The following is a 23214-nucleotide window of genomic DNA, read 5'->3' as shown; positions in this document are numbered from 1 at the left end:
TGGAGTAAACTAATGGAATACTTGAAAAGTATGGAATTAGTTTAGGAAGTGGACGTTGGTTCAGGATTTAAGAACACGATTAAACAAGTTGTGATGTCTTGCGTTGTGACCCGATGAAGTGGTCAATAACGATGTTCAAATCAACATTATGGGAATGGTTCATCAGTCGTTCTCAATTACCTAGGAGGAATTCATTATGCCACGTGTTAAAGGTGGAACAGTTACGCGTCAACGTCGTAAACGCGTTTTAAAATTAGCTAAAGGTTATTACGGAGCAAAACACTTATTATTTAAGACTGCCAAAGAGCAAGTCATGAAATCATATTCTTATGCTTACCGTGACCGTCGTCAAAAGAAACGTGACTTCCGTAAATTATGGATTGCACGTATCAATGCAGCAGCACGTTTGAATGGTTTAAGCTATTCAAAATTAGTTCATGGTTTGAAAGTTGCTGAAATCGACATCAACCGCAAAATGTTGGCTGACTTAGCTGTTAACGATGAAGCAGCATTTACTGCTTTAGCTGACCAAGCTAAAGAAGCATTAGCTAAATAAATAGAAAATGAACGAAAACAAGACTTTGTCAGTTGGCAAGGTCTTTTTTTTTGTAAAAAATGACAAGATATAGGAAGTGTCTTTGTAGAATTTGACTAAAGTGAAGAGTAGTTACATTTGTTATCATAATTATTGAAACGGTTTACAAATCTTAGGAGGTATTATGCTCTCATTACTTTTAGTCATCATTTATATCACATTTATCAGTTTAGGATTACCAGATTCATTACTCGGATCAGCTTGGCCAGTAATGCAGTCTGATTTGAATGTTCCCTTATCTTATGCAGGAATCGTAATAATCATCATAACTGTTGGAACAATCATATCTAGTTTATTATCTGATCAATTGACACAACGCTTTAAACCAGGCATAGTAATAGCTTTCAGCGTCTCCATGACTGCTCTTGCTTTGATGGGTTTTTCCTTTTCAAGGTCTTTTATAGCTTTATGCTTTTGGGCTATTCCGTATGGCCTTGGTGCAGGGGCAGTCGATGCGGCGCTCAACAATTATGTGGCACTGAACTATGCTTCTAGACACATGAATTGGCTACATTGTTTTTGGGGTTTGGGGGCAACGGTCAGTCCCTATATCATGGGGTATTTTTTAACTAATAATTTAGGATGGCAGAACGGTTATAGGGCTATTGGCTTCATTCAGATAGTATTGGCGGTTCTTTTGATAGTGACTTTACCTATCTGGCAGCAAAAAAAAGAATTAGTATTACCCCCAAACGACTTAGTCGATGGTCAATCTCAAAAAGCGCAATCTTGGTCTGAATTATTTCAAATCAAGGGCCTCAAATTGATGTTAGTGACCTTCTTTGCTTATTGCGGATTAGAACTAACGACCGGCTTATGGGCGACAACATATTTGGTAGAGTATCGCTTAGTACCTGAGAATGTTGCAGCAAAGTTTGGGTCATTGTTTTTTATTGGTATTACTATAGGGCGTTTTGTGTGCGGCTTTGTTGCCGACCGATTTGGAGATAAGGCATTAATCAGATGGGGAATTTGTCTATTAGCAAGTGGTATAGTCTTCATTGCTCTACCGCTAGAAACAGATTATTTAGCATTGTGTGGTTTGATTATTATTGGTCTTGGCTGTGCACCAATCTATCCTGCTATAATCCACGCAACGCCGAGTTATTTTGGCAAGAAAAATTCTCAAGCTATTATTGGCATTCAAATGGCTTGTGCTTATCTTGGATCAACGATTGTACCGCCAGTATTTGGAGTATTAGCAAGTTCTTTTACGATTGGACTGTTTCCAGCTTACCTCTTCCTTTTTGCAGTTTTGATGTTCCTGACTTCAGAGAGATTGAATAAATTACTTAAAGTAAACTGATGAATTATAATAGGATTAAGTTATTCTAAACCAGTTCATACTTTAAAAGATGCTGAAATCGACATCAAAAATAAATGTTAGCTGACTTAGCTATTAACGATGAAGCAGCACTCACTGCCTTAGCTAAACAAGATTTAGCTAACTAATAACGAAATTTCCGTAAGATCTTGTCCTTGTGATGAGGTCTTTTTTGTTGTATAAAATTGTTGCTATATTGTTATAATAGAATCAAAAGTATCAAGCGATTAGAGATAGTGAGAGAAATAATAGAAAGTCTCTGGGTCATAAATTATCTGAAGGGAAGAAGATAATGGATTTTAATGAGGTTAAAAAGGCACTAGAAAAAGCAGACAAAACACAATTGACCGCTGTTATTCTAGAAATGCTAGAGGTTTATCCAGAATCTAGAGCGATTATATTTAAAGAGTTAGAAATCAGTGATGACAAAGAAGAAATAGATTATTTAGTTGCAAAGTTAAGGAGAGTTTATAGAGACCTGACTGAGCATAAGATTAACGAGCTGATTTTTTTTAATGAGCTGACTGATAAATTTACAGAAGCTAACGAACTTATTACAAAGCTAGATGAGAAGGGTGACAATGAGGCAATTTTAGCCCTTGTTTTAGAACTAATTGCATTACCGTTAGAATACAAAGTGAGAGCGTTGTTGAATCATAATAAGGAAATTATTGACTACCTCTTTGATCAATTTCTAGAAATGTATAAGGAAAGTATTAGTGCTATCGATGATTCAGAGTCGTTGATTGCTCGAGAAAAGGCCTTTCATCAAATTGTGGACATAGTTAAGAGGCCATATTTTAAGAACGAACCTGAATTAAGATGGGCTATTCTTATGGAGATAACGCCACTTGTTGAAGAGGATGGCTATGATAATGTCAAAAAAGTAGCACAGTCATTCTTAACCAAAGAAGAACGTCAGTTGTTTATGACGGGCACCACGAAATCTGTCAAAAAAATAAGAACAAAAAAAGGAAGCAAACGGAAAATAGTCCAGTTCAACAGTAAGGCAGCCCATTCAACTAATAGATATAAATCAGTGAATCATTTTGATTATGTTTTATTTATGGTTCATTTAGAGGATAAGTTGGGGCATAAGGATGAATTTTTAAAACTGGTTAGAGAAAATACTCAATATGTTTTTTTTGCTAACATTACTAACGACATATTGGAACTTGATGGTAATCTTGCTAGAAGGCGGCAACTTTGTCGAGAGACGATAGATTATTTGGAGGCTTGTGAGGATAGTGCATCTATTGATGGTTCTGATGTGAATGAAGAATTGTATACATGGTTGCAACGATTAAGAGGCATCTATCAAGAAGACCATAATCGCGAAGGTTATTTTGAATGTAAAGAAAAACTAGTTTGGCTCCAATTTGGTCATACGTTTGATGAATTCAAGAATGAATTAGTGTCTGAAGGGTTATGGGATAAAAAAAGGAAACAAATACTTGAAAATATTGAAATGAAATTGGCTCCGGAGAATGCCGCTCCTATTTTAGCTCGAAATGGTGAGGATGACTTGTTACTTAAAGTTGTTAAGAAGAGCCCAGAAAACCTCATCTTTCAGTATTTTGATCGTTTATATGAAAAATCCCCTGGAGATATCAACCAAGCATTTGAAAAAGAAGTTTTTCACAACTTGACTATTTCTAAATCACGTCAAAAGTATAGAGAATTGGCTGAAGAAATGGTTGAAATTGCAAAAATTACGGGAGATGAGCTTGTCGATGTTTTGTTCGATGAAATCATTCAAAAATACAGAGGCAATCGTCCAGCTTTGGTTGAAGAAATACAACGGGGAAAAGAATTATTGGCTAATGGGGGCTTGGAGGATAAACTATTTTAGTGTCATATCAAGGCATCACTCGCTATAATAGTCTTGAAACTTGTTGTCGTAAAGTCAGAAAGGAAATGATTAAACGAAGAGATCTTGGAAGGTTTATGTGATAGGATTGCTTAGTTTATTATTAGTAGTAGGCTGTCAAAGTAAAACTAATTCAGCAGAGAAATCAACTGGAAACGGCGATAATGCTGAGAGTTTAGATTGGTTAGAGGGTAAATGGAAAAGTGATCAGTGGGATGTTACTTATCAGTTTTCAGATACAGAAGCAGGTTGGCAAGTGGTTAATGGTGAGGAGGTTATTATCACAGTTGGTAGCTTAACTGACGGCGAGAAAGATGGCATGTACACTATAACCAGTTCAGAGGGAACAAAGTTGTATGTGACGAAAAAGTCTGATAATGAGATCGAGTTATACCAGGAAGCTAAGTCAGGCAGTTTGGGAACCACGCAACAAGTTGTGTTTGAAAAAGTCGAAGATTAGCTTTTCAAAAGAATAAGTTTGATGGTGTGAGAGTGTAAACGTACAAAAGGAGCCTGTCAAAAACGGCTCCTTTTGTGCTATAAAGTATTTAATGATACTACATAAGTGACTTCAATTTACCTCTAAAATCATCGATGGTCTTATAGTTTTTGCTAGCCATGATGTCATGAAGCTCGCGCTCGATGCGTTCAAAGATTTCAGGTCCTTCTTCGTGTAGGCTTGTTCCAATTTGTACCATACTAGCACCACATAGTAGGTGTTGGAAAACATCTTCACCACTTTCAACACCACCCGTTCCAATAACCTTGATGGTTGGATCTAAACGGTCGTAGAAGCCTTTCACGTTCGCAAGTGCTGTGTGTTTAACGTAGTCGCCACCAATTCCCCCAAAACCATTTTTGGGTTTGATGACAGCTGTCTCAGTCTCTGTGTCAATTGCTAGTCCATTCCCAATGCTATTGATGACATTGACATAAGCCAGAGGAAATTCATTAAGAATCGTCGCCATTTGGTCAAAGTGTACAAGGTCAAAATAAGGTGGTAATTTGACACCTAATGGTTTGGTATAAAAGGAGAATACTTGCTCCAATAACCGTCTAGTTGCAGAAAAATTATAGCCCATCTGTGGTTCCCCAATGACATTTGGACAAGAGAGGTTGAGCTCTACAAAATCTTGATAAGGTGTTCCTTGTATCTTTTGTAGAATATCGATATTCTCTGATGGACTTAATCCAGAAACAGAGATAAATCTAAATTTTGAGTCTTTTTCTTTAGCTTGATCGTCTAATTGCGCCATCAAGACAAAGTCAATGTAATAGTCGATGCCTAGATTAGGAAGTCCCATCGAATTGATGCTGCCATGAGTGAGCGTCGCATAACGAGGTTCAGGATTACCAGTTCTCTTTTCAACCGTTGCACTTTTTGTGACAATGGCACCAGCCTTGCTTTGGTTGAGTTCGTTGAGTTCATCAGCGTCAAAGCAATAAACACCGGAAGCATTCATGAGACAATTTGAAAAAGTAAACCGGCCAAGATGTGCTGTCAGGTCAATTGATTCTGAAGAATGATGTGGTGTCGTTTCTTTCGTCATGTCCGTAGTCCTTTCATGGTAGAGCAATAACTTGTTGATTTTTAGGAAGACAAGTTGATCTGTGAGACGGTTAACCTCCTAAAAGCTATCGTGTTTATTATTAAGAACTTTTGACGCGATTTCAAGGAAAATTTTAAAGATATCCTGATTTTGGCTTGTAAATGACGATTGACTGACTTGTTGTGTTTCAGTAGGCAAGAACTATGACTACTTTTTGTAAAAAATGTAAATAAGGCGTATATCTGTGATAGGATATGTGTAAGTCAATTAGTAAAGCAATTTGATTTTAATAGTAATAAAACGGGTTAATAAATTAAGTTTAACCAATCAACTTTAAGAGACTAGCGATAGGATGGGTAAGAGATGACGAGACGAATCCAGTTTAAAGACATGTGTAATTTTAGATCGTTGGGAGGATATCACACATCAGATGGTAAGGTAACGGCTAAACACAAGTTTTACCGTTCAAGTATGATGTACTACGACCCTGTTGACCAGGATTTGTTCAAATCACTACACATCGATACGATTATAGATTTACGTTCTCCAAAGGAAGTCGAGTTAGAACCGAATGAGTATCGTCAGCTGGTGCCCCATTATATTGTCGTCAATTTGAGTAAGGCTCACTATCGTGGTCGAAGTGAGCAATTAGCCCGGCAAACGAATGATCCTTATTTCATGAGGTATCGTTATCTAGAATATCTCTCTAACCTTGATGCAGTCAGAGACATCGTCCGTGCTATCTTAAAAGCACAAGGGCCCATCGTCTTTCATTGTTCCGCTGGTAAAGATAGAACTGGGGCGATTGCCTTTATTCTGCTGAAAGTAGCTAAGGTACCACTTAAAACGATTGTTGAGGATTACACGAGGTCTTATGATTACATCAAAAACGATAAGCGAATCATGGATCCTACTAAAAATTTGAATGTCTATATTTCCTATCCTGAGGTTATCGAAATGATGGATCCCTTATTTATAGAGAAATATCACAGTGTTGAAGAGTATTTACTACAATGTGGCTTATCTGAAACAGAAATAAAAGAGCTCCACGATAAGTTGGTTAACCCTACATAGTTAAGTGAAGCCTTAATAGAGAACCAATTTCTTTATATAGCTTATGAAGTCATCAAATAAAACGATAGTCGTTAGTAAAGCCCCCTCAAAAATTTGATGGGTCTTTTGTTAGTTGTCTACTTCTAGTTAATGATAAAATGAAAGGGAGAATCAGAGGCGGGTAACTATCCCGAGGTGGCAAGGTCTCTTAGGTAGCGAATAATGGGATTAAAGGTGATGAAATGGAAGAAACTGATCGAATGCTGATGCTAGGACCAACAGAGTTCTTGTTTCACGTCTTGAAGAAGAATAAAGATATGAAACCAGAAGAGAAGTTTGCTATTCTAGCTGAAGTTGGCGTTTTAAACGAAAAGGACGAATGGGACTACGCAGATAATAAGATCGAAGATATGGTGGCCCCGTACGAGGAAAACCGTCTGTTGCACGCTAGAAAACAGTTAGTGATGGTAGAGCAGTTCGAAACGCTACTGGAGAGTTGTCGATCTAGACGACAAGAAAGCTATATCAACTTAGCTCAAAAAGTTGTTGTCAAGTTGATCAAAGCTTGTGCTTTCTTACGACCGAAGATTAAAGGCTCTAGTCAACCGTTTGATCAGCTGTTTAACCACTGTGTTACAGAACTAACTGTATTGAGTCAGGATGCAGTTGTGGCGGTTGAGGCAGGTGTCGATGGGAAAGAGACAGAACAATGCCCTTCAGACGATGCTAGCATCATTCCAAGAGTTGGCAGAGGCATTAGAATGGACGAATCGGTACTTGAAGAGATGTTTTTACGAGTTGTGGACTTAGTACAATCGCCATTCTTGGAAGATCAATTAACCCGTCAATTGAAGGTGTTAGAGGCAGCAGTCCCCTTAACGACTGCTACATTGGAACTGGCAATCCCTGAACTAGATTTTAAACGACAATATAATGAGGCCCTACTAATAATCAAGAAAGCACAGATTATCGACGCTTAACATGTAATGGGACATAATCTAACATTGAGATGAAGTAATATGAAACTACGACCGTGTCGTAGTTTTTTTTGCTTTTAAGATGATGTGGTGGTTACTGAAATTTATTGGGGTTAGTTTTGCGGTGTAATGGGGTTAGTTTAATGTTGTTAGTCATGATAGAAAAATAAAATTTGCATCATTTAAGGCGAATGGGTTGATTACAGTTTGCAGTTTGATTAAACTTTGATTAGAGTATTTTAATATTATGTTAGATCATGTTAGTTTATGTAAATCATGTTAGTTTAGGTAATGTTAGGTAATATTAGGTAATGTTAGGTCAAGTTAGGTTAAGTTAGATCAAGCTAGCTTAAACAAGATAGTAGCAAAAAAAGTTAGATAAACAAAGGGTCCACTGAAGTAAAAAACAAAATGATGTGGTAAAAAACGGCTAAGAGAAGAAGGAGTATCTGATGATTGAAGAAGAAACGAAAAGTGCAGTTATTACAATTCCAAATATATTGTCTGTTTTTAGATTATTGTTGATACCAGTCATCATCTATTATTATGTGGGGGTCGCTGATTATGTGGTAGCTGGCGTGATGCTCATCATTTCTGGCGTAACAGACTTAGTGGACGGCTGGGTCGCTCGTCGATTTAAGTCCGTGAGTGATGTAGGGAAGGTACTGGATCCTGTGGCTGATAAGTTAACGCAATTAGCAATTTTATTTTGTTTAATGATCGATTATCCCATTATGGTTATCTTATTTGGGTTATTGATTGTGAAAGAGGCTCTGCTAGCAATTACTGGCTTTATTGTCGTGCATCGGATACGTGATGTTTCTGGGGCTAAGTGGCATGGAAAGTTATCAACGTTGATGTTGTATAGCGTGATGATCATTCATGTCTTATGGCGGGCGATTCCAGCTGGGTTATCAACAGCCCTTGTGATTGCAACGATTGTTGTGACCACTTTCTCGTTGATTTTATACCTGAATGACTTTTTCGAAACGATTAAACGCACCAGAAATGTGGAGTTGTAATTTTACCTGGCTTGGTAGAGGCAATTAATTTGGTATAGCCGTATATTTGGTATCGGTATTTAATTTGATATAGGCATCTAAATTAAAAAGGAGAAGAGGACCATCGACATAGCAAGGGTCCTCTTTCTTGTTGACTCATCAGTCACTATTAACTCATCGGTCATTAGTAACTCGTCAGTGAATTGTGAGATAGTAAATGGTGCAACAATTAACGACTGTAGTTGTCTTTTTGGTAAAATCAAAGGGGAAATTAGTTTTTGATCCAACCATGTCTAATTTAGTGATGAAGAGGTGAAATAAATGAAAGTAGTTATAGCAATCGATTCGTTTAAGGGAAGTGCAAGCTCTAAAGAAATTAACTCTGCAATTTCAAAAGGGTTAAAAGGGGTATTACCTGAGATTGAAACGGTCTTATTCCCAGTAGCTGATGGGGGCGAGGGAACGATTGAGGCACTGGACTCACTAGAGGAAAAAGACCAAGAACAAGAGGAGCCTCGTCAACGTCATGTCGTTCAGGTGTTTGACCTCTATCAAAAAGGCACTATCTTGGCACAATATGGTCTGATCAATGAACAGACGGCTGTAGTTGAAGTTGCTCAAAGTTCTGGTATCCAGTTGATTGAGGAAGAGGAGAGTTACACAGCCGTCTCTTCTTATGGACTCGGAGAAGTTTTAAAAGCTATTGTAGAAGAGAATACCACCCTAAGCGATATTTGGATTGGTTTGGGTGGGAGTGCCGTCAACGATGCCGGAATCGGTATGATGCAGGCGCTTGGGGTAGACTTTTTGACTGAAAGTGGCGTAAAGATCAGCAAACCGCTTGATTTAAATGAGATCCCCCTGATCCAATCAGTTGATCAGACCAATCTCAACCAGAAATTGAAAGACATCACGATTACATTGTTGACAGATGTGACCAATCCTCTAACCGGAGAAAGTGGTGCAACCTATACTTTCGGACCACAAAAAGGAGTCGAGGATCTAGATCAAGTTGATGACTGGTTAAAGCACTACAATACCATCTTAAAACAAACCTTCCACACAGATTACGGTCAAGAAATTGGTTCCGGGGCAGCTGGTGGGATAGGGTTGAGTTTACGTTATTTTTATGGAGCTAAAGTGACAGCCGGCGCGACCTTTATCCTCAACCAAATCGGACTAAAACCTGCTATCTCAGGTGCTGATCTAGTGATTACAGGTGAAGGGAAGATTGATCAACAAACCCATTATGGAAAACTACCGGCAATTGTCGCTCAGAGTGCCCAAAAATATGGTGTCCCTGTTATCGCCGTTGCTGGGACCCTTTCTGATGAGTTTGAGTTAGAAGAGAATTGGAATAGTGAAAGCAGTAATGAAAAGACACGCTTTGATCTGGCTATCAGCCTGTGCCGTCACCCCATGACTTTAGAAGAAGCAATGAGAGACTGTGAGTCGTTAGCGATAGAGGCAGGAAAAACGATTGGTCATGTGTTAAAATTAGCCGGACGTCTAAAATAAGAACAGTGAGTGAGACAACTTACTGAAAAGGAGCGACTGGTTGATATGACAACTGTGAATGCTAGTGGAAAGCACCATAAAACGGATAAGTTACCACAAAAAATAACAGATCAATTGACTGACACTGAAAATGAACAACTTAAGGTCCTGACTAATTATGTTTATGATCGGCTGAATAATGATCCAAGTGGTCATGATTGGTGGCATATCTACCGCGTGGTTTGCTTGGCAAATCAAATCGTGTCGCAAGAAAATGGTGATCGATTTATTGTCCTCCTCGCAGCACTAGTACATGATGTCATCGATGATAAACTTGTCGATGATCCTAAGATGGCGGAGAAAGCTTTAGAAGAAGAACTTAGTCGTGTTGGACTGTCAGAAAAACAAGTCAGTGCTATCATGGCCATTATCACCAATATGTCTTATCGGAAAAGTCTTGATCATAAAGATCATTCTCTATCCATTGAAGGACAGATTGTTCAAGATGCTGATCGATTAGATGCAAATGGTGCGATGGGAGTCGTTCGGACCATGATCTATGGTGGCCACAAAGGACATATTTTATACGACCCATCAAAGCCACCTCGTGATACGATGACATTGGAAGAGTACAAACATGGGTCAGTCACAACAATCAATCATTTGTATGAAAAAATAATTCATTTGAAAGACTTGATGAACACAAAGACTGGGAAAAAACTGGCAGAAGGAAGACATCAGTACCTGTTAGACTTTTTAGAAGAATTCCATGCAGAATGGGATGGACTAAGATAATTCTAAGGAAATAGCACTGTTTTAAAAAGTGTCTTCCTTTCTTGTGGAGATATATTTTACTAATGCATATAACTCATCAACTCACTATATATTATATAATTTAGTTTGATTCATTTAAGCTTTTATGAGATGATGTAGCCACAAATAATCAATGAAAGAGAAGTGATATCAATGAATAGTAAAATGACTAATGATAAGAGAAAGAAAGACTTGTTATGCCATATGAGAAAAACGGAAACCAATGATATCGCCAACTTGACTTCAAATGTTGATAATAACAATACTGTTTCCAGTCAGAAAAATGTGACACCAGTAACTATTGAATATTTGATTAAGGAATCTATGACTCAATATCATGAGTTGTTGGACAAGATGTCTGATCGGTAATTTGATTTTCTCAAAAAATCATCGTCTATCACAAAAAGATGAATAATACTTCATCGTACAGAAGGTATACTAGTGTATAGAATTAAAAAGTCTATAAAGTTGATAGGTGTTTAGAGTTGATAATGATATTATCAGGAGTCAATTGATGTATGCCGTGTAAAGTTTTTTAAAAAATGACTTTACACGGTTATTTTATTATGATAATATTCTCAGTGTAAAGATAACGCTTTCAAAAATACCAAATGGTGTTCTGCTGAAAGCCATCTTTTTTTGGGACAAAATGGAAACGTTTCTAAAAAGTAGAATGCTCTATTTTATAGAGATTAATTCAGTTTTTTACAGTAAAATGGAAACGTTTCAAAAATAGAAAGTAGAGGGGACGTTATGGCAAAAGTATCAAGTGATTTAGCAGTTGCTGAACCGACGAAAGCTGAACTAAATCAGAAGAAAAGAGACCATTTAAAGTTTCGCTTGCGGCGCGATAAGTGGTTGTACGTTCTATTGTTACCTGGGGTGATCCTAACATTAGTCTTTCGGTATTTTCCGATGTATGGGGCGGTAATTGCATTTAAAGATTACAATCCTATGCTTGGAATCTTGAAGAGTCCTTGGGTAGGACTAGATCACTTCAGAGAGTTTATTTCATCACCAAACTTCATGGTGCTGTTAGAAAACACCCTGAAAATCAGTGTGTATGGCTTATTGTTGGGGTTCTTTCCACCCATTATCTTAGCGTTATCGTTGAATCAAATTATTAATAAGAAAATAAGGCAGAAACTACAATTGATCTTATATGCTCCTAACTTTATTTCCGTCGTTGTTATCGTAGGAATGTTGTTCTTGTTTTTATCGGCAAATGGACCAATCAAATGATAACTACGATGTGTTACCAGTCCTAGCAGGGCCAAGTGGGGAAAAACATGTGACCAGAACAAATGGTATGGGCTTCTCACGTGATCGTTTTGTGATCACTAGTGTGAACGAAAACTTAGAGTTGACAGCAAAATGGGTCGACAAAATGTATGAACCTCTACAATCTGTCCAAAACAACTGGGGAACGTATGGGGATGACACTCAAGCTAACATCTTCGAACTAAAAGATGGGATGTTACATCACTTACCATTAGATGGTGCTGCACCAGGAGAGTTGAGACAAAAAACAGAAGCAGCTGGACCATTAGCCGTTTTAGATAGCTACTTTGGAACTGTAACGACCATGCCTGACGATGCGCAATGGCGCTTAGATTTAATGCACGAACATTACTTACCGTATATCAACAATGAATATAATTATCCAAAAGTTTTCTTCGATAAGGATGAAGCAGATAGTCTGGCAAAGATTGAAACGGATATGTGGGACTATATTTACCGTAAACGTGCGGAATGGATTACAAATGGCAATATCGATACAGAATGGGACGACTATCTAGCAGAATTGAAACGGGTCGGTATCGACGATTGGTTAGAAATTAAGCAAGGCGCATATGATCGTTATCAAGAAGGACAAGGGGCTGAATAAGGAATGACTGTTTCCACAACACCGGTCAATTTAGTTGAAAAGGCTAATCGGTATATCGAAGAACATAAAGAAAAAGTGATACAACAATACCGAAATCAGTATCATGTGATGGCACCGGTAGGGTGGATCAATGATCCCAATGGCTTTGTGTACTATAAAGGCGAGTATCATCTCTTTTATCAATTTTATCCGTATGACAGTGCTTGGGGTCCAATGCACTGGGGACATGTCAAATCTACTGATTTAGTTCATTGGGAGGATCTTCCAGTTGCTTTAGCACCAGACCAACCTTATGATCGTTCAGGGTGTTTTTCGGGTAGTGCGATTGTCAAAGATGATGCCTTATACCTGATGTACACAGGGCATGTTGAAGAAGAAGGTAAGACCTATCAAACGCAGTGTATCGCTGTTTCAACTGATGGTGTCCACTTTGAGAAGCTAGCACAAAACCCGGTAATCACGGAAAAAGAACTTGGCGATAACGGCTCAAAGCATGATTTTCGTGATCCAAAAGTGATGTCACATGGGGGACGTTATTATAGCGTCATTGCGACAAAATCAACGGAAGATCGGGGTAGAATCTTATTATTTGAGTCAGAGAATTTAGTGACATGGACCTTTAAATCGATTCTATTAGAGGGAACGAAGGAACAGGGAATCATGTGGGAATGCCCGGACTTGTTCCACCTTGATGGTCATGATGTCTTAATCATGTCACCAATCCAATGGCAGACACAAGACATTGCTTACACCAATATCAGTTCGACTGTTGCTTTTATCGGAAAGGTCGATTGGGACAAAGGTGTCTTTAAGGTGACAAGCTATCAAGAAATCGATAGTGGAATGGATTTTTATGCCCCGCAAACCTGTGAGGATGCGGCTGGAAGACGGTTGATGATTGCTTGGATGCAGATGTGGGACCGGACCTTACCAACACATGACTTAGGTCATCATTGGGCAGGATCGATGACATTACCCCGCGAATTGCATGTGTCTGATAATCGTTTAATCCAAGAGCCAGTGCATGAGGTTTATGAGCATGTCACATCCGATCACTACTTAGAGAAAGTAACAGTCACAACAGACGAATCACTGCATTTAGAAGATGTCATCAAGGATCAATCGTATGTAAAACTGGTAATTACAGTTAAAGATGTTAAAAACTTATCAATTGCTCTTGCACCAAAGACTTCACAACCATTATTATTAACTTATGATCATTCTTTACAGCGGTTTCAATTCACCCGTGAACAGGTGGGGCACCCATTAGAGGGAAATGAACCTGGCTGTTATGTCAGCCGTCAAGTAGCTGTGGCGCCGACGGATGACCAATTGACGATTGAACTCTTCAAAGACACGAGTTCAATTGAAACGTTCATAGGTCACCAAGCTGTTATGACCAATACCTTCTATGCGATTGATCAATTGACAGATTTCATTATTTCGGTGGAAGGGACGGCTGTGATCGAGACATTACAAATAGGAGGCATAAGGTAATATGACACATTATGGAGCAATAGAAGCTGGTGGCACTAAGTTTGTGTTGGCAGTAGGTGACGACCAATTCAATTTACTTGAAAAACTATCCATCCCGACGCGGAAACCAGAGGAAACATTAGAAGAAGTTGTTGCATTTTTCAAGGAACATCCAATCGATGCACTAGGACTTGGCTCATTTGGTCCGATTGATTTGAACAAGGACTCAGAAACGTATGGTTGGATTACCAATACGCCAAAATTAGCTTGGCAAATGTTTGATGTTGTCGGCTATCTTGAAAAAGCACTAAAAGTACCTGTAATTCCAACAACTGATGTAAATGCTGCTTGCTATGGCGAATATCGTTTTGGGGTTGCGAAAGGGAAGAAAAGTGCCGTTTACTACACAGTTGGAACTGGTATTGGGGCTGGAGCTATCAACCAAGGCCAGTTTATCAGTGGCTTATCGCATCCAGAAATGGGCCATATGAAAGTCGTGCCACATCCAGATGATGATTTCCAAGGAGCTTGCCCATTCCATGGCAACTGTTTAGAAGGCATGGCAAGTGGCCCAGCAATCGAGAAAAGAACGGGTAAAAAAGGAGATCAATTGTCGGTAGATGATCCAACCTGGGATTTTGTGAGTGATTACCTTGCACAAGCCATCTATAACACTGCCTTAATGCTAGATCCTGAAGTGATTATCTTTGGTGGCGGCGTGATGAAACAAACCCATGTATTGAACAAGGTTAGAACGCTAGTGACGCAATATATGAACGGCTATAAAGAATTACCAGCCTTGACGGATTACATCAAATTAGCATCGTTGAATGATAACCAAGGCGTGTTAGGGTGTTTCGCTTTAGCTAATGATTACTTAGAAAATAAAAAAGTACTTGAAAGTAAAGTCAATTAATGTTCTCTATCAGTTAGAAACATTATAAGAAAAAGGAGGTGCAGCAATTAATGGGTGTCACGATGAAGGAAGTTGCTAAATTAGCCGGTGTTGGGGTGGGGACCGTGTCTCGGGTTTTGAACAATGGCTCTGTGAAAAGCAAGACCCGTGTTAAAGTCGAAGAGGCAATGAAAGTTCTCAACTACCAACCTAATTACTATGCTCGAGGATTAAAAACGAATCGAACTTACTCGATTGCCTTGATCTTGCCGAGTATCTGGCATCCATTTTTTGCTGAGTTCGCCTTTTATGTGGAACACTATCTTGAAGAACGAGATTATAAGTTATTTTTGTGTAATTCGAATGGCCATGCACAGAAAGAACAAGAGTACATACAGATGGTCAAGCAAAATAAAGTAGACGGCATCATCGGGATTACTTATTCGGATATCGATGAGTACATTTCAAGCAACCTACCATTTGTGAGTATCGATCGGTATTTTACTGAGGATGTCTTCTATGTGACTTCTGATAGCCAACAAGGTGGACAGTTAGCAGCAACGGAATTGATTAAGCGTGGGTGTAAAGAGTTAGCTTATATTGGTGGTTATCAGTTAACGCCAAACGAAACGAAGAACCGTCGGAAAAGTTTTATGGCGGAGTGTGCGACGAGAAAAGTCACATGCCACTCGTTGAATATGTTAGAGCCGTTGACACATACCCGAGAGTCAATCAAAAAATTCATAGAAGCTAATCCTGGAATCGATGGTATTTTCGCCATCAATGATTCAATGGCAATTGATGTGTGCGAGACCATCGAGTTGATTGGTAAAAAAGTGCCAGATGATATTCAAGTCATTGGTTATGACGGGCAACGCAATAGAGATGGGCAACCTTACTTAGTATCAACCATCGCTCAACCGATTGAGTTGATGGCAAAAACAGCCGTTGAGCTATTGATTGGGGTCATCAATGACGAAGAAGTTCCAAATAGAACCGTCTTGCCCGTAACCTTTGGAGAAGGTTGGTCGACAAAGAAAACGGATTATAGTAACGATAATTAGGGGTTGTTTCTCAGTAATGAGTTACCTAGAGAGATATGAGTGACCAAAGTTACTAAATTGTAAAGCTAACAGTTTAGAGGTGAGACGTCTGTTTCACCTCTTTTATTTTAGGAGTTTTCTAATAGATAGTATAGCGTGGTTCAAAAGAAAAAAAGATGGAGAGAAAACACTGAATTTCTAATGTTTAAAACACAAATGAAATGAGGGACAATTTGATGACTAAAAAATTATGGGGTGCTGTGGCGGCTGTTGTGGTCGTCGTAGTAGCTGGATTAGGTGGAAAATACTACATGGATCAGCAAGATGAAACGATTGAAGCATTGTATCCAACAGCGCCAGGAACGTTTGTTGGTGACCCAATGCCTTATTATGACGGTACGGATTTTTTGATTTATTATCTCGAAGATCATCGCGATGGGGAGATTGGGTTTCATCCATTCAGTTTATTCAAGACGAGAGATTTTTACCATTATCAAAATGCTGGTGAGGTAATTCCTTATGTTAATGAAGCAGATGATCAAGAACGAGCATTGGGGACAGGTTCGGTAATCAAAGATGAGGATGGTTTGTATCATGCTTTCTACACGGCTCATAATGGGGATTTAGACCCAAAAGAAGCCATCATGCATGCGACCAGCAAAGATGGGGAAAAATGGGATAAGCTCCCTGATCATACTTTTTTCGCGAGTTCAGCCTATGAGGCCAACGATTTTCGCGATCCTTATGTCTTCTACGTTGAGGAGAGCAACAACTATTGGATGTTGATCACTACGCGTCAAGATGGAACTGGTGTGATCGCCAAGTATGTTTCGGATGATTTAGAAACATGGACAGATGATGGTGTCTTTTTTAAAAACGATATTGGAAACGACTCCAATCTTGAGTGCCCGTCTGTGGTAATTTATGAGGGAAAGTGGTATCTAGCCTTTTCAGACCAGTGGGATCAACGAGTCGTTCATTATCGCGTAGCTGACTCACTTGAAGGACCATTTGAGAAACCAGAGAGGGGATTAGACCATGTTGATGGGGCAGGGTTTTATGCTGGAAGACTTGAAACAGATGGCGAGAATCTTTATCTAGTGGGATGGATTCCAACAAAAGATGAACACGATGACCGTTTCAACTATAATTGGGCAGGCAATTTGGCAGTGCATCAATTGAGAACATCTGAGAATGGTTTAGTGGGCTCATTACCTGAAACCGCTAGAAAACAAATTGAAACGAAAGTAATCACAGCTGAGCAGTTAACAGGAGAAACAATTCCAACGACTGATAAAGCAGTGATCTACAGTGGGAAAATCAAAGGATCGGATGATGGTGTACTTGCGCTATCATTCTCAAAAGACAATCAAGTTCTCATTAATTTAGCAGAGCAAACGATTTCCTATCAGAATACAACTATTGAGACACTTGAGCGTGGAGCACCTAAAACTGAAATGCCGATTGTGGTATCGGATGGCAAATTCGACTTAGAAATCGTCAAAGAACAAGATATCGTGGTGGTTTATGTCAATGGTCGTGCCTTATCTAATCGTATTTATAAAGCTAAAACGAGTGACTGGAAATTTGTGACGGTTCAAGGAGAATTCAGCTTGGATTAAATTGATGTAAAAAAAGGTAATAGAGCGATGTCAAAAGAACGAGTAGAGTAATCTCTAATCGTTCTTTTTCAACTGGAGGAGTCTACTTGACTTAATTTTTAGGACATATTAGGGTATAGTTATCTTATGTGTTGTAAGCCTTTGACACCTTGTATTAGGCTGTATTAGCTGTAATTAGCTGTAACAAACATTAGAAAGCAGTAAAAAGCAGTGATTAATGGTATATGAGTTTAAATCAGACAGGAAAGAAAGTAGGGATCTTATGGAGATTGAAGCAATGGCTGTAACAGTTGTAGAGTTAAACTATGAACAAGATGAGTCTTTAGAACATCAAAGTGCAACTGCGACGCTAGAATTAAAGAGGCCAGCATTTGATAGTGCAGCCCCGATCCCTATTACTGAAATGACAATCAATAGTTTTGTAGAAGGACATTTAGTGGTAGACGCAACTGGTGATGGGTTCGAGTTGTCAACGGAAATTTCTGGTTTGTTTCGCTTGTTTGAAGGTGATTATGAGGATTTGAACAGGGGGCCAGAATCGGTGGTTGAAGATATCTTGGCTATTTTGATGGATAAATTCAAGTTTTATTATGCGACGTTCTCCCAAGAAGCAACCGGCATCATTATCTTCCCAGAAGTAGACGTACAAATAGCGCCGTGAGAAGTTGATTGTAAGGCTATTTTTTTAATGGTTTGATAGATAACGCCTCTCTTAGATATCTGTTTATAAATGTTTAATATTGTTCGATAAAAAGGTATTATAACAACAGTCATAGTGGTTTTATTTAAGTTCTAACGATTTATAAACTGTATTTTTTAGTTGGATGTAATAAACAAACAAATAGAAAACCAAATAAACAAAATAAAATAGGTAGATAACAAAGTTAGAAGAGAACAAATTTGCAAGAGACCAACTACTAATAAAAAACACACTTACAAGAGAATAAACAATCAAGTAAGAAAGCTAACTGACTGATGAAGAGCAAATAAATGTTTTGAATGACTATATTGAAATGTTAATGGGAGAGTTGAATATGTTGAAGGAGTTTTTTGGAACATCTCGAAGCGGAAAGAGAACGCATTTATATACGTTGATCAATAAGCAGGGGACGCAACTGGTGGTTAGTGATTTTGGAGCGATTATTCGTAAGTTAATCGTTCGTGATAAATCTGATATGTCAGTTGATGTTGTTTTGGGTTATGAATCTCTAGAAAAATATACAACAAATTATGATACTTATTTTGGTGCAACAGTAGGCAGGGTAGCCAACCGTATTAAAGATGGTAAGTTTAACTTGGATGGAAAAAAATATACGCTAGATCAGAATAATGATGGTAATTGTCTTCATAGTGGTTTTAATGGTTATCATACACGATTATGGAAAGTGACTGACTATCGAGACAGCGTCATTAGTTTATCACTGACTAGTCCGGATAAGGATCAAGGATTTGATGGTAATTTACAACTAACAGTGACATTTGAGTTGACTGATCATAATGAATTAGTAGTGACTTACGAGGGTAATAGTGATAAAAAGACGCTTTTCAATCCAACAAATCATACTTATTTTAATTTGAATGGGCACAAGAGCGGAAGTATCTTAAATCACGATTTGACAATTGAGGCAGATTATTTTGTGCCAGTAGGGCCGAACATGATTCCAACTGGAGACTTTCAGCTAGTGACTGATACGCCAATGGACTTTAGAACAGAGACGAAGATTGGGAAAAGATTGAATGATCCATTTGACCAGTTTGTTTTGACAAAGGGGTACGATCATCATTTTGTTACAAAAGAGGGGCCAGATAGTCATTTGGGCCTTAAAACTATTGCACATGCAAAAGGCGATTTAAGCGGTATTAAAATGACGGTTATAAGTGATCGACCAGGAGTGCAGCTTTATACAGCTAATTTTGTGTCAGATGAATTAGGCAAAGATGGTGCTGAATATCAAGCTCGTGACGGCTTTTGTTTAGAGACACAGTATGCTCCAGATGCTATTAACCAGACCAATTTTGCAAAACCAATTATCTTTCCAAATAAAAAAGTGGTCACCCAGACTATTTTTAAATTTAACACGACTAATGAATCGGAATAGGAGGCAACCATGCTTAAAGAAGAAAGACTAACTGCTATACAAGATCTGATAGACCAACAGGGACTTGTTAAAGTCAATGAGATTGTCTCCATACTAAATGTTTCCGACATGACTGTACGTCGTGATTTGACAGAATTGGAGAAAACTGGTCGTGTTAAAAGAATACATGGTGGTGCAAAAAGTTTAAATATCTACAAGCAAGCAGAGCTATCACATTCTGACAAACAAGTTATCAATATGACGAGAAGGAAGAGATTGCAGAAGTAGCAGTACAGTTGATTGAAGAAAATGAAACAATTTATCTTGGCCCTGGGACGACAATAGACCTTTTGGCTAAAATAATTCCTAATAAGCTATTACGTGTGGTTACTAATTGTCTACCCGTTTTTGATATTGTATCTCAAAAAGATAAGTTAAAGGTCTATCTTTTGGGTGGCGAAATCAGACCATTGACCAAGTCTTTCTTTGGTGAAATCACAAATATGTCTTTAGAAAATATGCACTTTCATAAGGCTTTCTTTAGTTGTAATGCTGTCAAAGATTCAGCTATTATGACTGCAACCATCGAAGAAGGGCAGACCCAAGCTATAGCATTGGACAATTCTTTTGAAAGGTATTTGCTGATTGATACTTCTAAAATCGATAAGGAAGATTTCTATTCATACTATCATTTGTAGGACATTACTGCCGCAGTGATGAACGAAGATAGCTATAGAAAGTATTTAAAAATCGAAAAAACCATTCCTGTGATTAGAAAATCGGAAGCTGGAATCTAACAAGCTATTTCTATAACAGTTGATACCATAGTCAAGAAAAACTAAATGTGAATCAATAACAAAAAGCCAATGTATCGTGAGTTTTCACGAGGCATTGGCTTTTTGCTTGTTTAAGAAAAAAATTTTTTTCAGAGAGTTATGAATTAGAGTATACATTCATAACTGAACGAAGCTTGGACGAGATTCGAACGAATCTCTAACCTGGAGATTTCTCTTGAGCTAAATAGACTATTTTTTTGACAGGGTTCCTATTCCCTTTAGATACCATCTCCGTCACCACCTGGAGTTTCGAGTTTTTTGATTTTAGCTGTCAAAGAGTTAGTTTCGCGTTTTCTGTAGTATTCGATCATGGCTAATACCCCACCAACTAAAGCCACAGGTACGAATTTGAAAAAGGAGTCAAACTAGCAATAACAAAACCGAGTAGAAAGTAAGGAAAGAATTGTGCCTGAAGCATTACTTTCAATAGCATCGCAAAACCGACAGCAAGTAATATTCCGCCTGCTAATTCAAAGCGATGAGTTAACCATCTATTTTTATCAAGATGATTATATTTGTTCGAATCACATTTTTGTGCACATTATAATTGCTTCCATTTATGGAATCGACCATTAATAAACATAAACGAACTAATTAAATCATTTAAATGTTGATAAGTGTTTAAAAATGTTTTAATATGTTTGTGTAAGCGGTGACCCTATCCAAGAGATTCTATACTCGCGACTGGATCGCCATGGAAAAATATTACGAGGAGGAATTACTGTGGAAAAAAGAGTTGTGATTGGTACTGATAATGGTGGATTAGAACTAAAAGAATTCATCAAAGACTACTTACTAGCAGAAGGGTTTGAAGTTGTAGATAAAACACCAGAACCAGCGACTGATTTTGTAGAATCGTCACTAGCTGTCGCTCAGGAACTACTAAAGGATGATGATAGTTTAGGTATTGCATTTGATGCCTATGGTGCAGGTAGCTTTATGACTGCTACTAAAATTAAAGGAATGATTGTGGCCGAAGTTTCTGAAGAACGTTCAGCTTATATGACGAGAGAGCACAATAATGCAAGGATGATTACCTTAGGAAATGAAATTGTTGGTAAGGGACTTGCCAAAAATATCGTTAAAGAGTTTCTATCAGCACATTATGATGGTGGTCGTCATCAAATCCGTGTCGATATGTTAAACAAGATGTGTTAATCCTACTTTGAGTAATGCCAGAACGAAAGTAAATAATAGCGTTAAGGATTTATGGGAAGCTTGGGACAATCACTAATAGTTTGCTTGCCCCATAAGGATTCTAGAAGACTATAGAAAGGAATGATAATAATGAAAATAGCAATTGGATGTGACCACATCGTAACAGATGTGAAAATGGCTGTTTCAGATTTTTTGAAAGCAAAAGGATATGAGGTTCAAGATTATGGGACATATGATTTCACAAGAACTCACTATCCAATTTTCGGGAAAAAGGTAGGAGAAGCTGTTGCAAGTGGAAAAGCTGACCTAGGTGTTTGTATTTGTGGTACAGGTGTTGGAATCAATAATGCCGTTAATAAAGTTCCAGGTATTAGAGGGGCATTGGTTAGAGATATGACAAGTGCGATTTTCTCAAAAGAAGAATTAAATGCCAATGTTGTTGGATTTGGTGGCAAAATCACGGGTGAATTCCTGATTTGTGACATCGTAGAAGCCTTTATCAAAGCGGAGTATAAACCAACCGAGGAAAACAAAAAATTAATCGCAAAAATAAATCATGTTGAAAAGAATAAACCTGAACAAGCCGATAGTCATTTTTTCGATGAATTTTTAGAAAAATGGGATCGCGGAGAATACCACGACTAGAGAGGATTTGAGCCTAAAAGATGATAACGTCAATCACAATGAACCCTTCAATCGATATTTCTTATCCCCTCAATCGACTAGAACTTAATACTGTCAATCGTGTCAAGAATACGACAAAGACACCTGGTGGTAAAGGCTTGAATGTCGCTAGAGTTCTGAAAGAGTTTGGTGAAGATGTCATGGCGACAGGTCTTTTAGGTGGATTTTTAGGTCAAACTATTAGATCTGGGCTAGACAATCAAGGCATTAAAAATGATTTTTCATGGATAAAAGGCGAAACAAGAAACTGCATTGCAATCCTTCATGAGGGTATCATTAAGTGAAGGTCAATCCTTTTTAGATCACTTATTACCCGTGATCCAACAATCCTCTGTTTTATCACTCTCGGGAAGTTTACCCAAAGGATTGCCGACAGACTTTTATACCTTAAATTGTCAAATTAAGTGCAACACAGTTTTATAAAAGATTTCATAAGGTGTTTTCCAATTCAAACATTTTTTGGGACGTGTATTTAATTTCGTTGCCCAACCTTGTATCTCTTCATCAGTTGCATCTGTCAAATCAACACTTTTCGGTGAGTACTCTCTAAGGAGTCCATTTGTATTCTCATTAGATCCTCTTTGCCAAGGGGCATGAGGATCTGGAAAATAAATTTGCGTATTATTTAATTCCTCAGTCAATCGGGCGTGTTGACTGAATTCTTTACCACGGTCAGGTGTAATGGTTTTACAAAAATTAGAATCAATACCTTGTAGTAATTTAATCATTTGGTCAACTACCGGCTTAGAAGCTTTATTCTCAGATTTACCGATTAGTAATAACCTAGATTTTCTATCAACTAGCGTTACTAAGCACGCTTTACCAGTTTGACCTGCAACTGTATCTGCTTCCCA

At 38.2% G+C, this 23214-nt stretch carries 22 protein-coding genes and 3 pseudogenes; 22 read left to right on the top strand and 3 right to left on the bottom strand.

Annotated features, from left to right (window positions below; translation table 11 throughout):
* The first annotated feature begins 196 nt into the window (after positions 1-196).
* The 4 genes from rplT to H541_RS0108285 all read left to right on the top strand — a co-directional run bounded on the left by rplT (position 197) and on the right by H541_RS0108285 (position 4249).
* A complete protein-coding gene (gene rplT, locus H541_RS0108300; RefSeq protein WP_022796858.1) occupies positions 197-556 on the top strand; it encodes a 50S ribosomal protein L20 in 360 nt (119 codons plus the stop codon).
* Between the two features lie 163 nt (positions 557-719).
* A complete protein-coding gene (locus tag H541_RS0108295) occupies positions 720-1901 on the top strand; it encodes an MFS transporter (RefSeq protein WP_022796857.1) in 1182 nt (393 codons plus the stop codon).
* A 310-nt stretch (positions 1902-2211) separates the two neighbouring features.
* Complete coding sequence (locus H541_RS0108290) at positions 2212-3771, top strand: hypothetical protein (protein ID WP_022796856.1); 1560 nt, start codon at positions 2212-2214, stop codon at positions 3769-3771.
* Between the two features lie 97 nt (positions 3772-3868).
* The gene (locus H541_RS0108285; RefSeq protein WP_022796855.1) at positions 3869-4249 is read left to right on the top strand and encodes a hypothetical protein; all 381 of its coding nucleotides are present in this window, start codon (positions 3869-3871) and stop codon (positions 4247-4249) included.
* Positions 4250-4346: 97 nt separating this feature from the next.
* Here H541_RS0108285 and H541_RS0108280 read toward each other — a convergent pair whose 3' ends face one another.
* Positions 4347-5339, bottom strand: a complete 993-nt coding sequence (locus tag H541_RS0108280) for a dihydroorotate oxidase (protein ID WP_022796854.1) — start codon at positions 5337-5339, stop codon at positions 4347-4349.
* A gap of 363 nt (positions 5340-5702) precedes the next feature.
* Between H541_RS0108280 and H541_RS0108275 the strand changes: the two genes are divergently transcribed.
* The 15 genes and pseudogenes from H541_RS0108275 (at position 5703) to H541_RS12555 (ending at position 20479) form a co-directional block, all read left to right on the top strand.
* Positions 5703-6413 carry a tyrosine-protein phosphatase gene (locus H541_RS0108275; RefSeq protein WP_022796853.1) on the top strand — a complete coding sequence of 237 codons (711 nt, stop codon included), beginning with the start codon at positions 5703-5705 and terminating at the stop codon, positions 6411-6413.
* Positions 6414-6634: 221 nt separating this feature from the next.
* Positions 6635-7372 (top strand): hypothetical protein, encoded by a 738-nt coding sequence (locus H541_RS0108270; RefSeq protein ID WP_022796852.1) that lies wholly within the window; start codon positions 6635-6637, stop codon positions 7370-7372.
* Positions 7373-7821: 449 nt separating this feature from the next.
* Positions 7822-8391: a CDP-alcohol phosphatidyltransferase family protein gene (locus tag H541_RS0108265; RefSeq protein ID WP_022796851.1), complete on the top strand. Its 570-nt coding sequence runs from the start codon at positions 7822-7824 to the stop codon at positions 8389-8391.
* A gap of 300 nt (positions 8392-8691) precedes the next feature.
* A complete protein-coding gene (locus tag H541_RS0108260) occupies positions 8692-9888 on the top strand; it encodes a glycerate kinase (RefSeq protein ID WP_026501729.1) in 1197 nt (398 codons plus the stop codon).
* Positions 9889-9933: 45 nt separating this feature from the next.
* Positions 9934-10662, top strand: a complete 729-nt coding sequence (locus tag H541_RS0108255) for an HD domain-containing protein (RefSeq protein ID WP_022796850.1) — start codon at positions 9934-9936, stop codon at positions 10660-10662.
* 171 nt (positions 10663-10833) lie between these two features.
* Positions 10834-11049, top strand: a complete 216-nt coding sequence (locus H541_RS0108250; protein ID WP_022796849.1) for a hypothetical protein — start codon at positions 10834-10836, stop codon at positions 11047-11049.
* A 384-nt stretch (positions 11050-11433) separates the two neighbouring features.
* Positions 11434-11916 (top strand): annotated as a pseudogene (locus H541_RS12090) (sugar ABC transporter permease); the annotation flags it as partial.
* Positions 11915-12568 (top strand): annotated as a pseudogene (locus H541_RS12085) (type 2 periplasmic-binding domain-containing protein); the annotation flags it as partial. The pseudogenes H541_RS12090 and H541_RS12085, both read left to right, overlap by 2 nt.
* A 3-nt stretch (positions 12569-12571) precedes the next feature.
* Positions 12572-14065 carry a glycoside hydrolase family 32 protein gene (locus H541_RS0108235; RefSeq protein WP_022796846.1) on the top strand — a complete coding sequence of 498 codons (1494 nt, stop codon included), beginning with the start codon at positions 12572-12574 and terminating at the stop codon, positions 14063-14065.
* Between the two features lies 1 nt (position 14066).
* Complete coding sequence (locus H541_RS0108230) at positions 14067-14960, top strand: ROK family protein (RefSeq protein WP_022796845.1); 894 nt, start codon at positions 14067-14069, stop codon at positions 14958-14960.
* Between the two features lie 50 nt (positions 14961-15010).
* Complete coding sequence (locus H541_RS0108225; protein ID WP_022796844.1) at positions 15011-16003, top strand: LacI family DNA-binding transcriptional regulator; 993 nt, start codon at positions 15011-15013, stop codon at positions 16001-16003.
* Between the two features lie 215 nt (positions 16004-16218).
* A complete protein-coding gene (locus H541_RS12080; RefSeq protein WP_022796843.1) occupies positions 16219-17604 on the top strand; it encodes a family 43 glycosylhydrolase in 1386 nt (461 codons plus the stop codon).
* Between the two features lie 262 nt (positions 17605-17866).
* A complete protein-coding gene (locus H541_RS0108215) occupies positions 17867-18265 on the top strand; it encodes a hypothetical protein (protein ID WP_022796842.1) in 399 nt (132 codons plus the stop codon).
* A 373-nt stretch (positions 18266-18638) separates the two neighbouring features.
* The gene (locus tag H541_RS0108210) at positions 18639-19703 is read left to right on the top strand and encodes an aldose epimerase family protein (protein WP_022796841.1); all 1065 of its coding nucleotides are present in this window, start codon (positions 18639-18641) and stop codon (positions 19701-19703) included.
* Positions 19704-19712: 9 nt separating this feature from the next.
* Positions 19713-20479 (top strand): annotated as a pseudogene (locus H541_RS12555) (DeoR/GlpR family DNA-binding transcription regulator).
* Positions 20480-20846: 367 nt separating this feature from the next.
* Here H541_RS12555 and H541_RS13645 read toward each other — a convergent pair.
* Positions 20847-20951, bottom strand: a complete 105-nt coding sequence (locus H541_RS13645) for a hypothetical protein (RefSeq protein ID WP_240470916.1) — start codon at positions 20949-20951, stop codon at positions 20847-20849.
* 290 nt (positions 20952-21241) lie between these two features.
* Here H541_RS13645 and lacA point away from each other — a divergent pair, with 290 nt between their 5' ends.
* From lacA to H541_RS12550, 3 genes are all read left to right on the top strand, one after another.
* A complete protein-coding gene (lacA, locus tag H541_RS0108195) occupies positions 21242-21676 on the top strand; it encodes a galactose-6-phosphate isomerase subunit LacA (protein WP_022796839.1) in 435 nt (144 codons plus the stop codon).
* 129 nt (positions 21677-21805) lie between these two features.
* On the top strand, positions 21806-22321 hold the full coding sequence (lacB, locus tag H541_RS0108190) for a galactose-6-phosphate isomerase subunit LacB (protein WP_022796838.1): 516 nt from the start codon (positions 21806-21808) through the stop codon (positions 22319-22321).
* A 20-nt stretch (positions 22322-22341) separates the two neighbouring features.
* A complete protein-coding gene (locus H541_RS12550; protein WP_022796837.1) occupies positions 22342-22644 on the top strand; it encodes a PfkB family carbohydrate kinase in 303 nt (100 codons plus the stop codon).
* Positions 22645-22755: 111 nt separating this feature from the next.
* Here H541_RS12550 and H541_RS0108180 read toward each other — a convergent pair.
* A partial coding sequence (locus H541_RS0108180) for an IS30 family transposase (protein ID WP_022796836.1) occupies positions 22756-23214 on the bottom strand: 459 nt, incomplete at its 5' end.

The sequence above is a fragment of the Bavariicoccus seileri WCC 4188 genome, from assembly GCF_000421665.1.
Taxonomy (GTDB): domain Bacteria; phylum Bacillota; class Bacilli; order Lactobacillales; family Aerococcaceae; genus Bavariicoccus; species Bavariicoccus seileri.
This window is presented reverse-complemented; position numbering and strand designations above follow the sequence as displayed.

Bases quoted from the DNA above. Each gene is read 5' to 3' on its own strand.
- H541_RS12080 (WP_022796843.1), top strand. From the start codon at position 16,219: ATGACTAAAAAATTATGGGGTGCTGTGGCGGCTGTTGTGGTCGTCGTA.
- H541_RS0108290 (WP_022796856.1), top strand. From the start codon at position 2,212: ATGGATTTTAATGAGGTTAAAAAGGCACTAGAAAAAGCAGACAAAACA.
- H541_RS0108235 (WP_022796846.1), top strand. From the start codon at position 12,572: ATGACTGTTTCCACAACACCGGTCAATTTAGTTGAAAAGGCTAATCGG.
- H541_RS0108260 (WP_026501729.1), top strand. From the start codon at position 8,692: ATGAAAGTAGTTATAGCAATCGATTCGTTTAAGGGAAGTGCAAGCTCT.
- lacB (WP_022796838.1), top strand. From the start codon at position 21,806: ATGAAAATAGCAATTGGATGTGACCACATCGTAACAGATGTGAAAATG.
- H541_RS0108270 (WP_022796852.1), top strand. From the start codon at position 6,635: ATGGAAGAAACTGATCGAATGCTGATGCTAGGACCAACAGAGTTCTTG.
- rplT (WP_022796858.1), top strand. From the start codon at position 197: ATGCCACGTGTTAAAGGTGGAACAGTTACGCGTCAACGTCGTAAACGC.
- H541_RS0108225 (WP_022796844.1), top strand. From the start codon at position 15,011: ATGGGTGTCACGATGAAGGAAGTTGCTAAATTAGCCGGTGTTGGGGTG.
- H541_RS0108255 (WP_022796850.1), top strand. From the start codon at position 9,934: ATGACAACTGTGAATGCTAGTGGAAAGCACCATAAAACGGATAAGTTA.
- H541_RS12550 (WP_022796837.1), top strand. From the start codon at position 22,342: ATGATAACGTCAATCACAATGAACCCTTCAATCGATATTTCTTATCCC.
- H541_RS0108210 (WP_022796841.1), top strand. From the start codon at position 18,639: ATGTTGAAGGAGTTTTTTGGAACATCTCGAAGCGGAAAGAGAACGCAT.
- H541_RS0108250 (WP_022796849.1), top strand. From the start codon at position 10,834: ATGAATAGTAAAATGACTAATGATAAGAGAAAGAAAGACTTGTTATGC.
- H541_RS0108265 (WP_022796851.1), top strand. From the start codon at position 7,822: ATGATTGAAGAAGAAACGAAAAGTGCAGTTATTACAATTCCAAATATA.
- H541_RS0108230 (WP_022796845.1), top strand. From the start codon at position 14,067: ATGACACATTATGGAGCAATAGAAGCTGGTGGCACTAAGTTTGTGTTG.
- H541_RS0108280 (WP_022796854.1), bottom strand. From the start codon at position 5,339: ATGACGAAAGAAACGACACCACATCATTCTTCAGAATCAATTGACCTG.
- H541_RS13645 (WP_240470916.1), bottom strand. From the start codon at position 20,951: ATGCTATTGAAAGTAATGCTTCAGGCACAATTCTTTCCTTACTTTCTA.
- H541_RS0108275 (WP_022796853.1), top strand. From the start codon at position 5,703: ATGACGAGACGAATCCAGTTTAAAGACATGTGTAATTTTAGATCGTTG.
- H541_RS0108295 (WP_022796857.1), top strand. From the start codon at position 720: ATGCTCTCATTACTTTTAGTCATCATTTATATCACATTTATCAGTTTA.
- H541_RS0108215 (WP_022796842.1), top strand. From the start codon at position 17,867: ATGGAGATTGAAGCAATGGCTGTAACAGTTGTAGAGTTAAACTATGAA.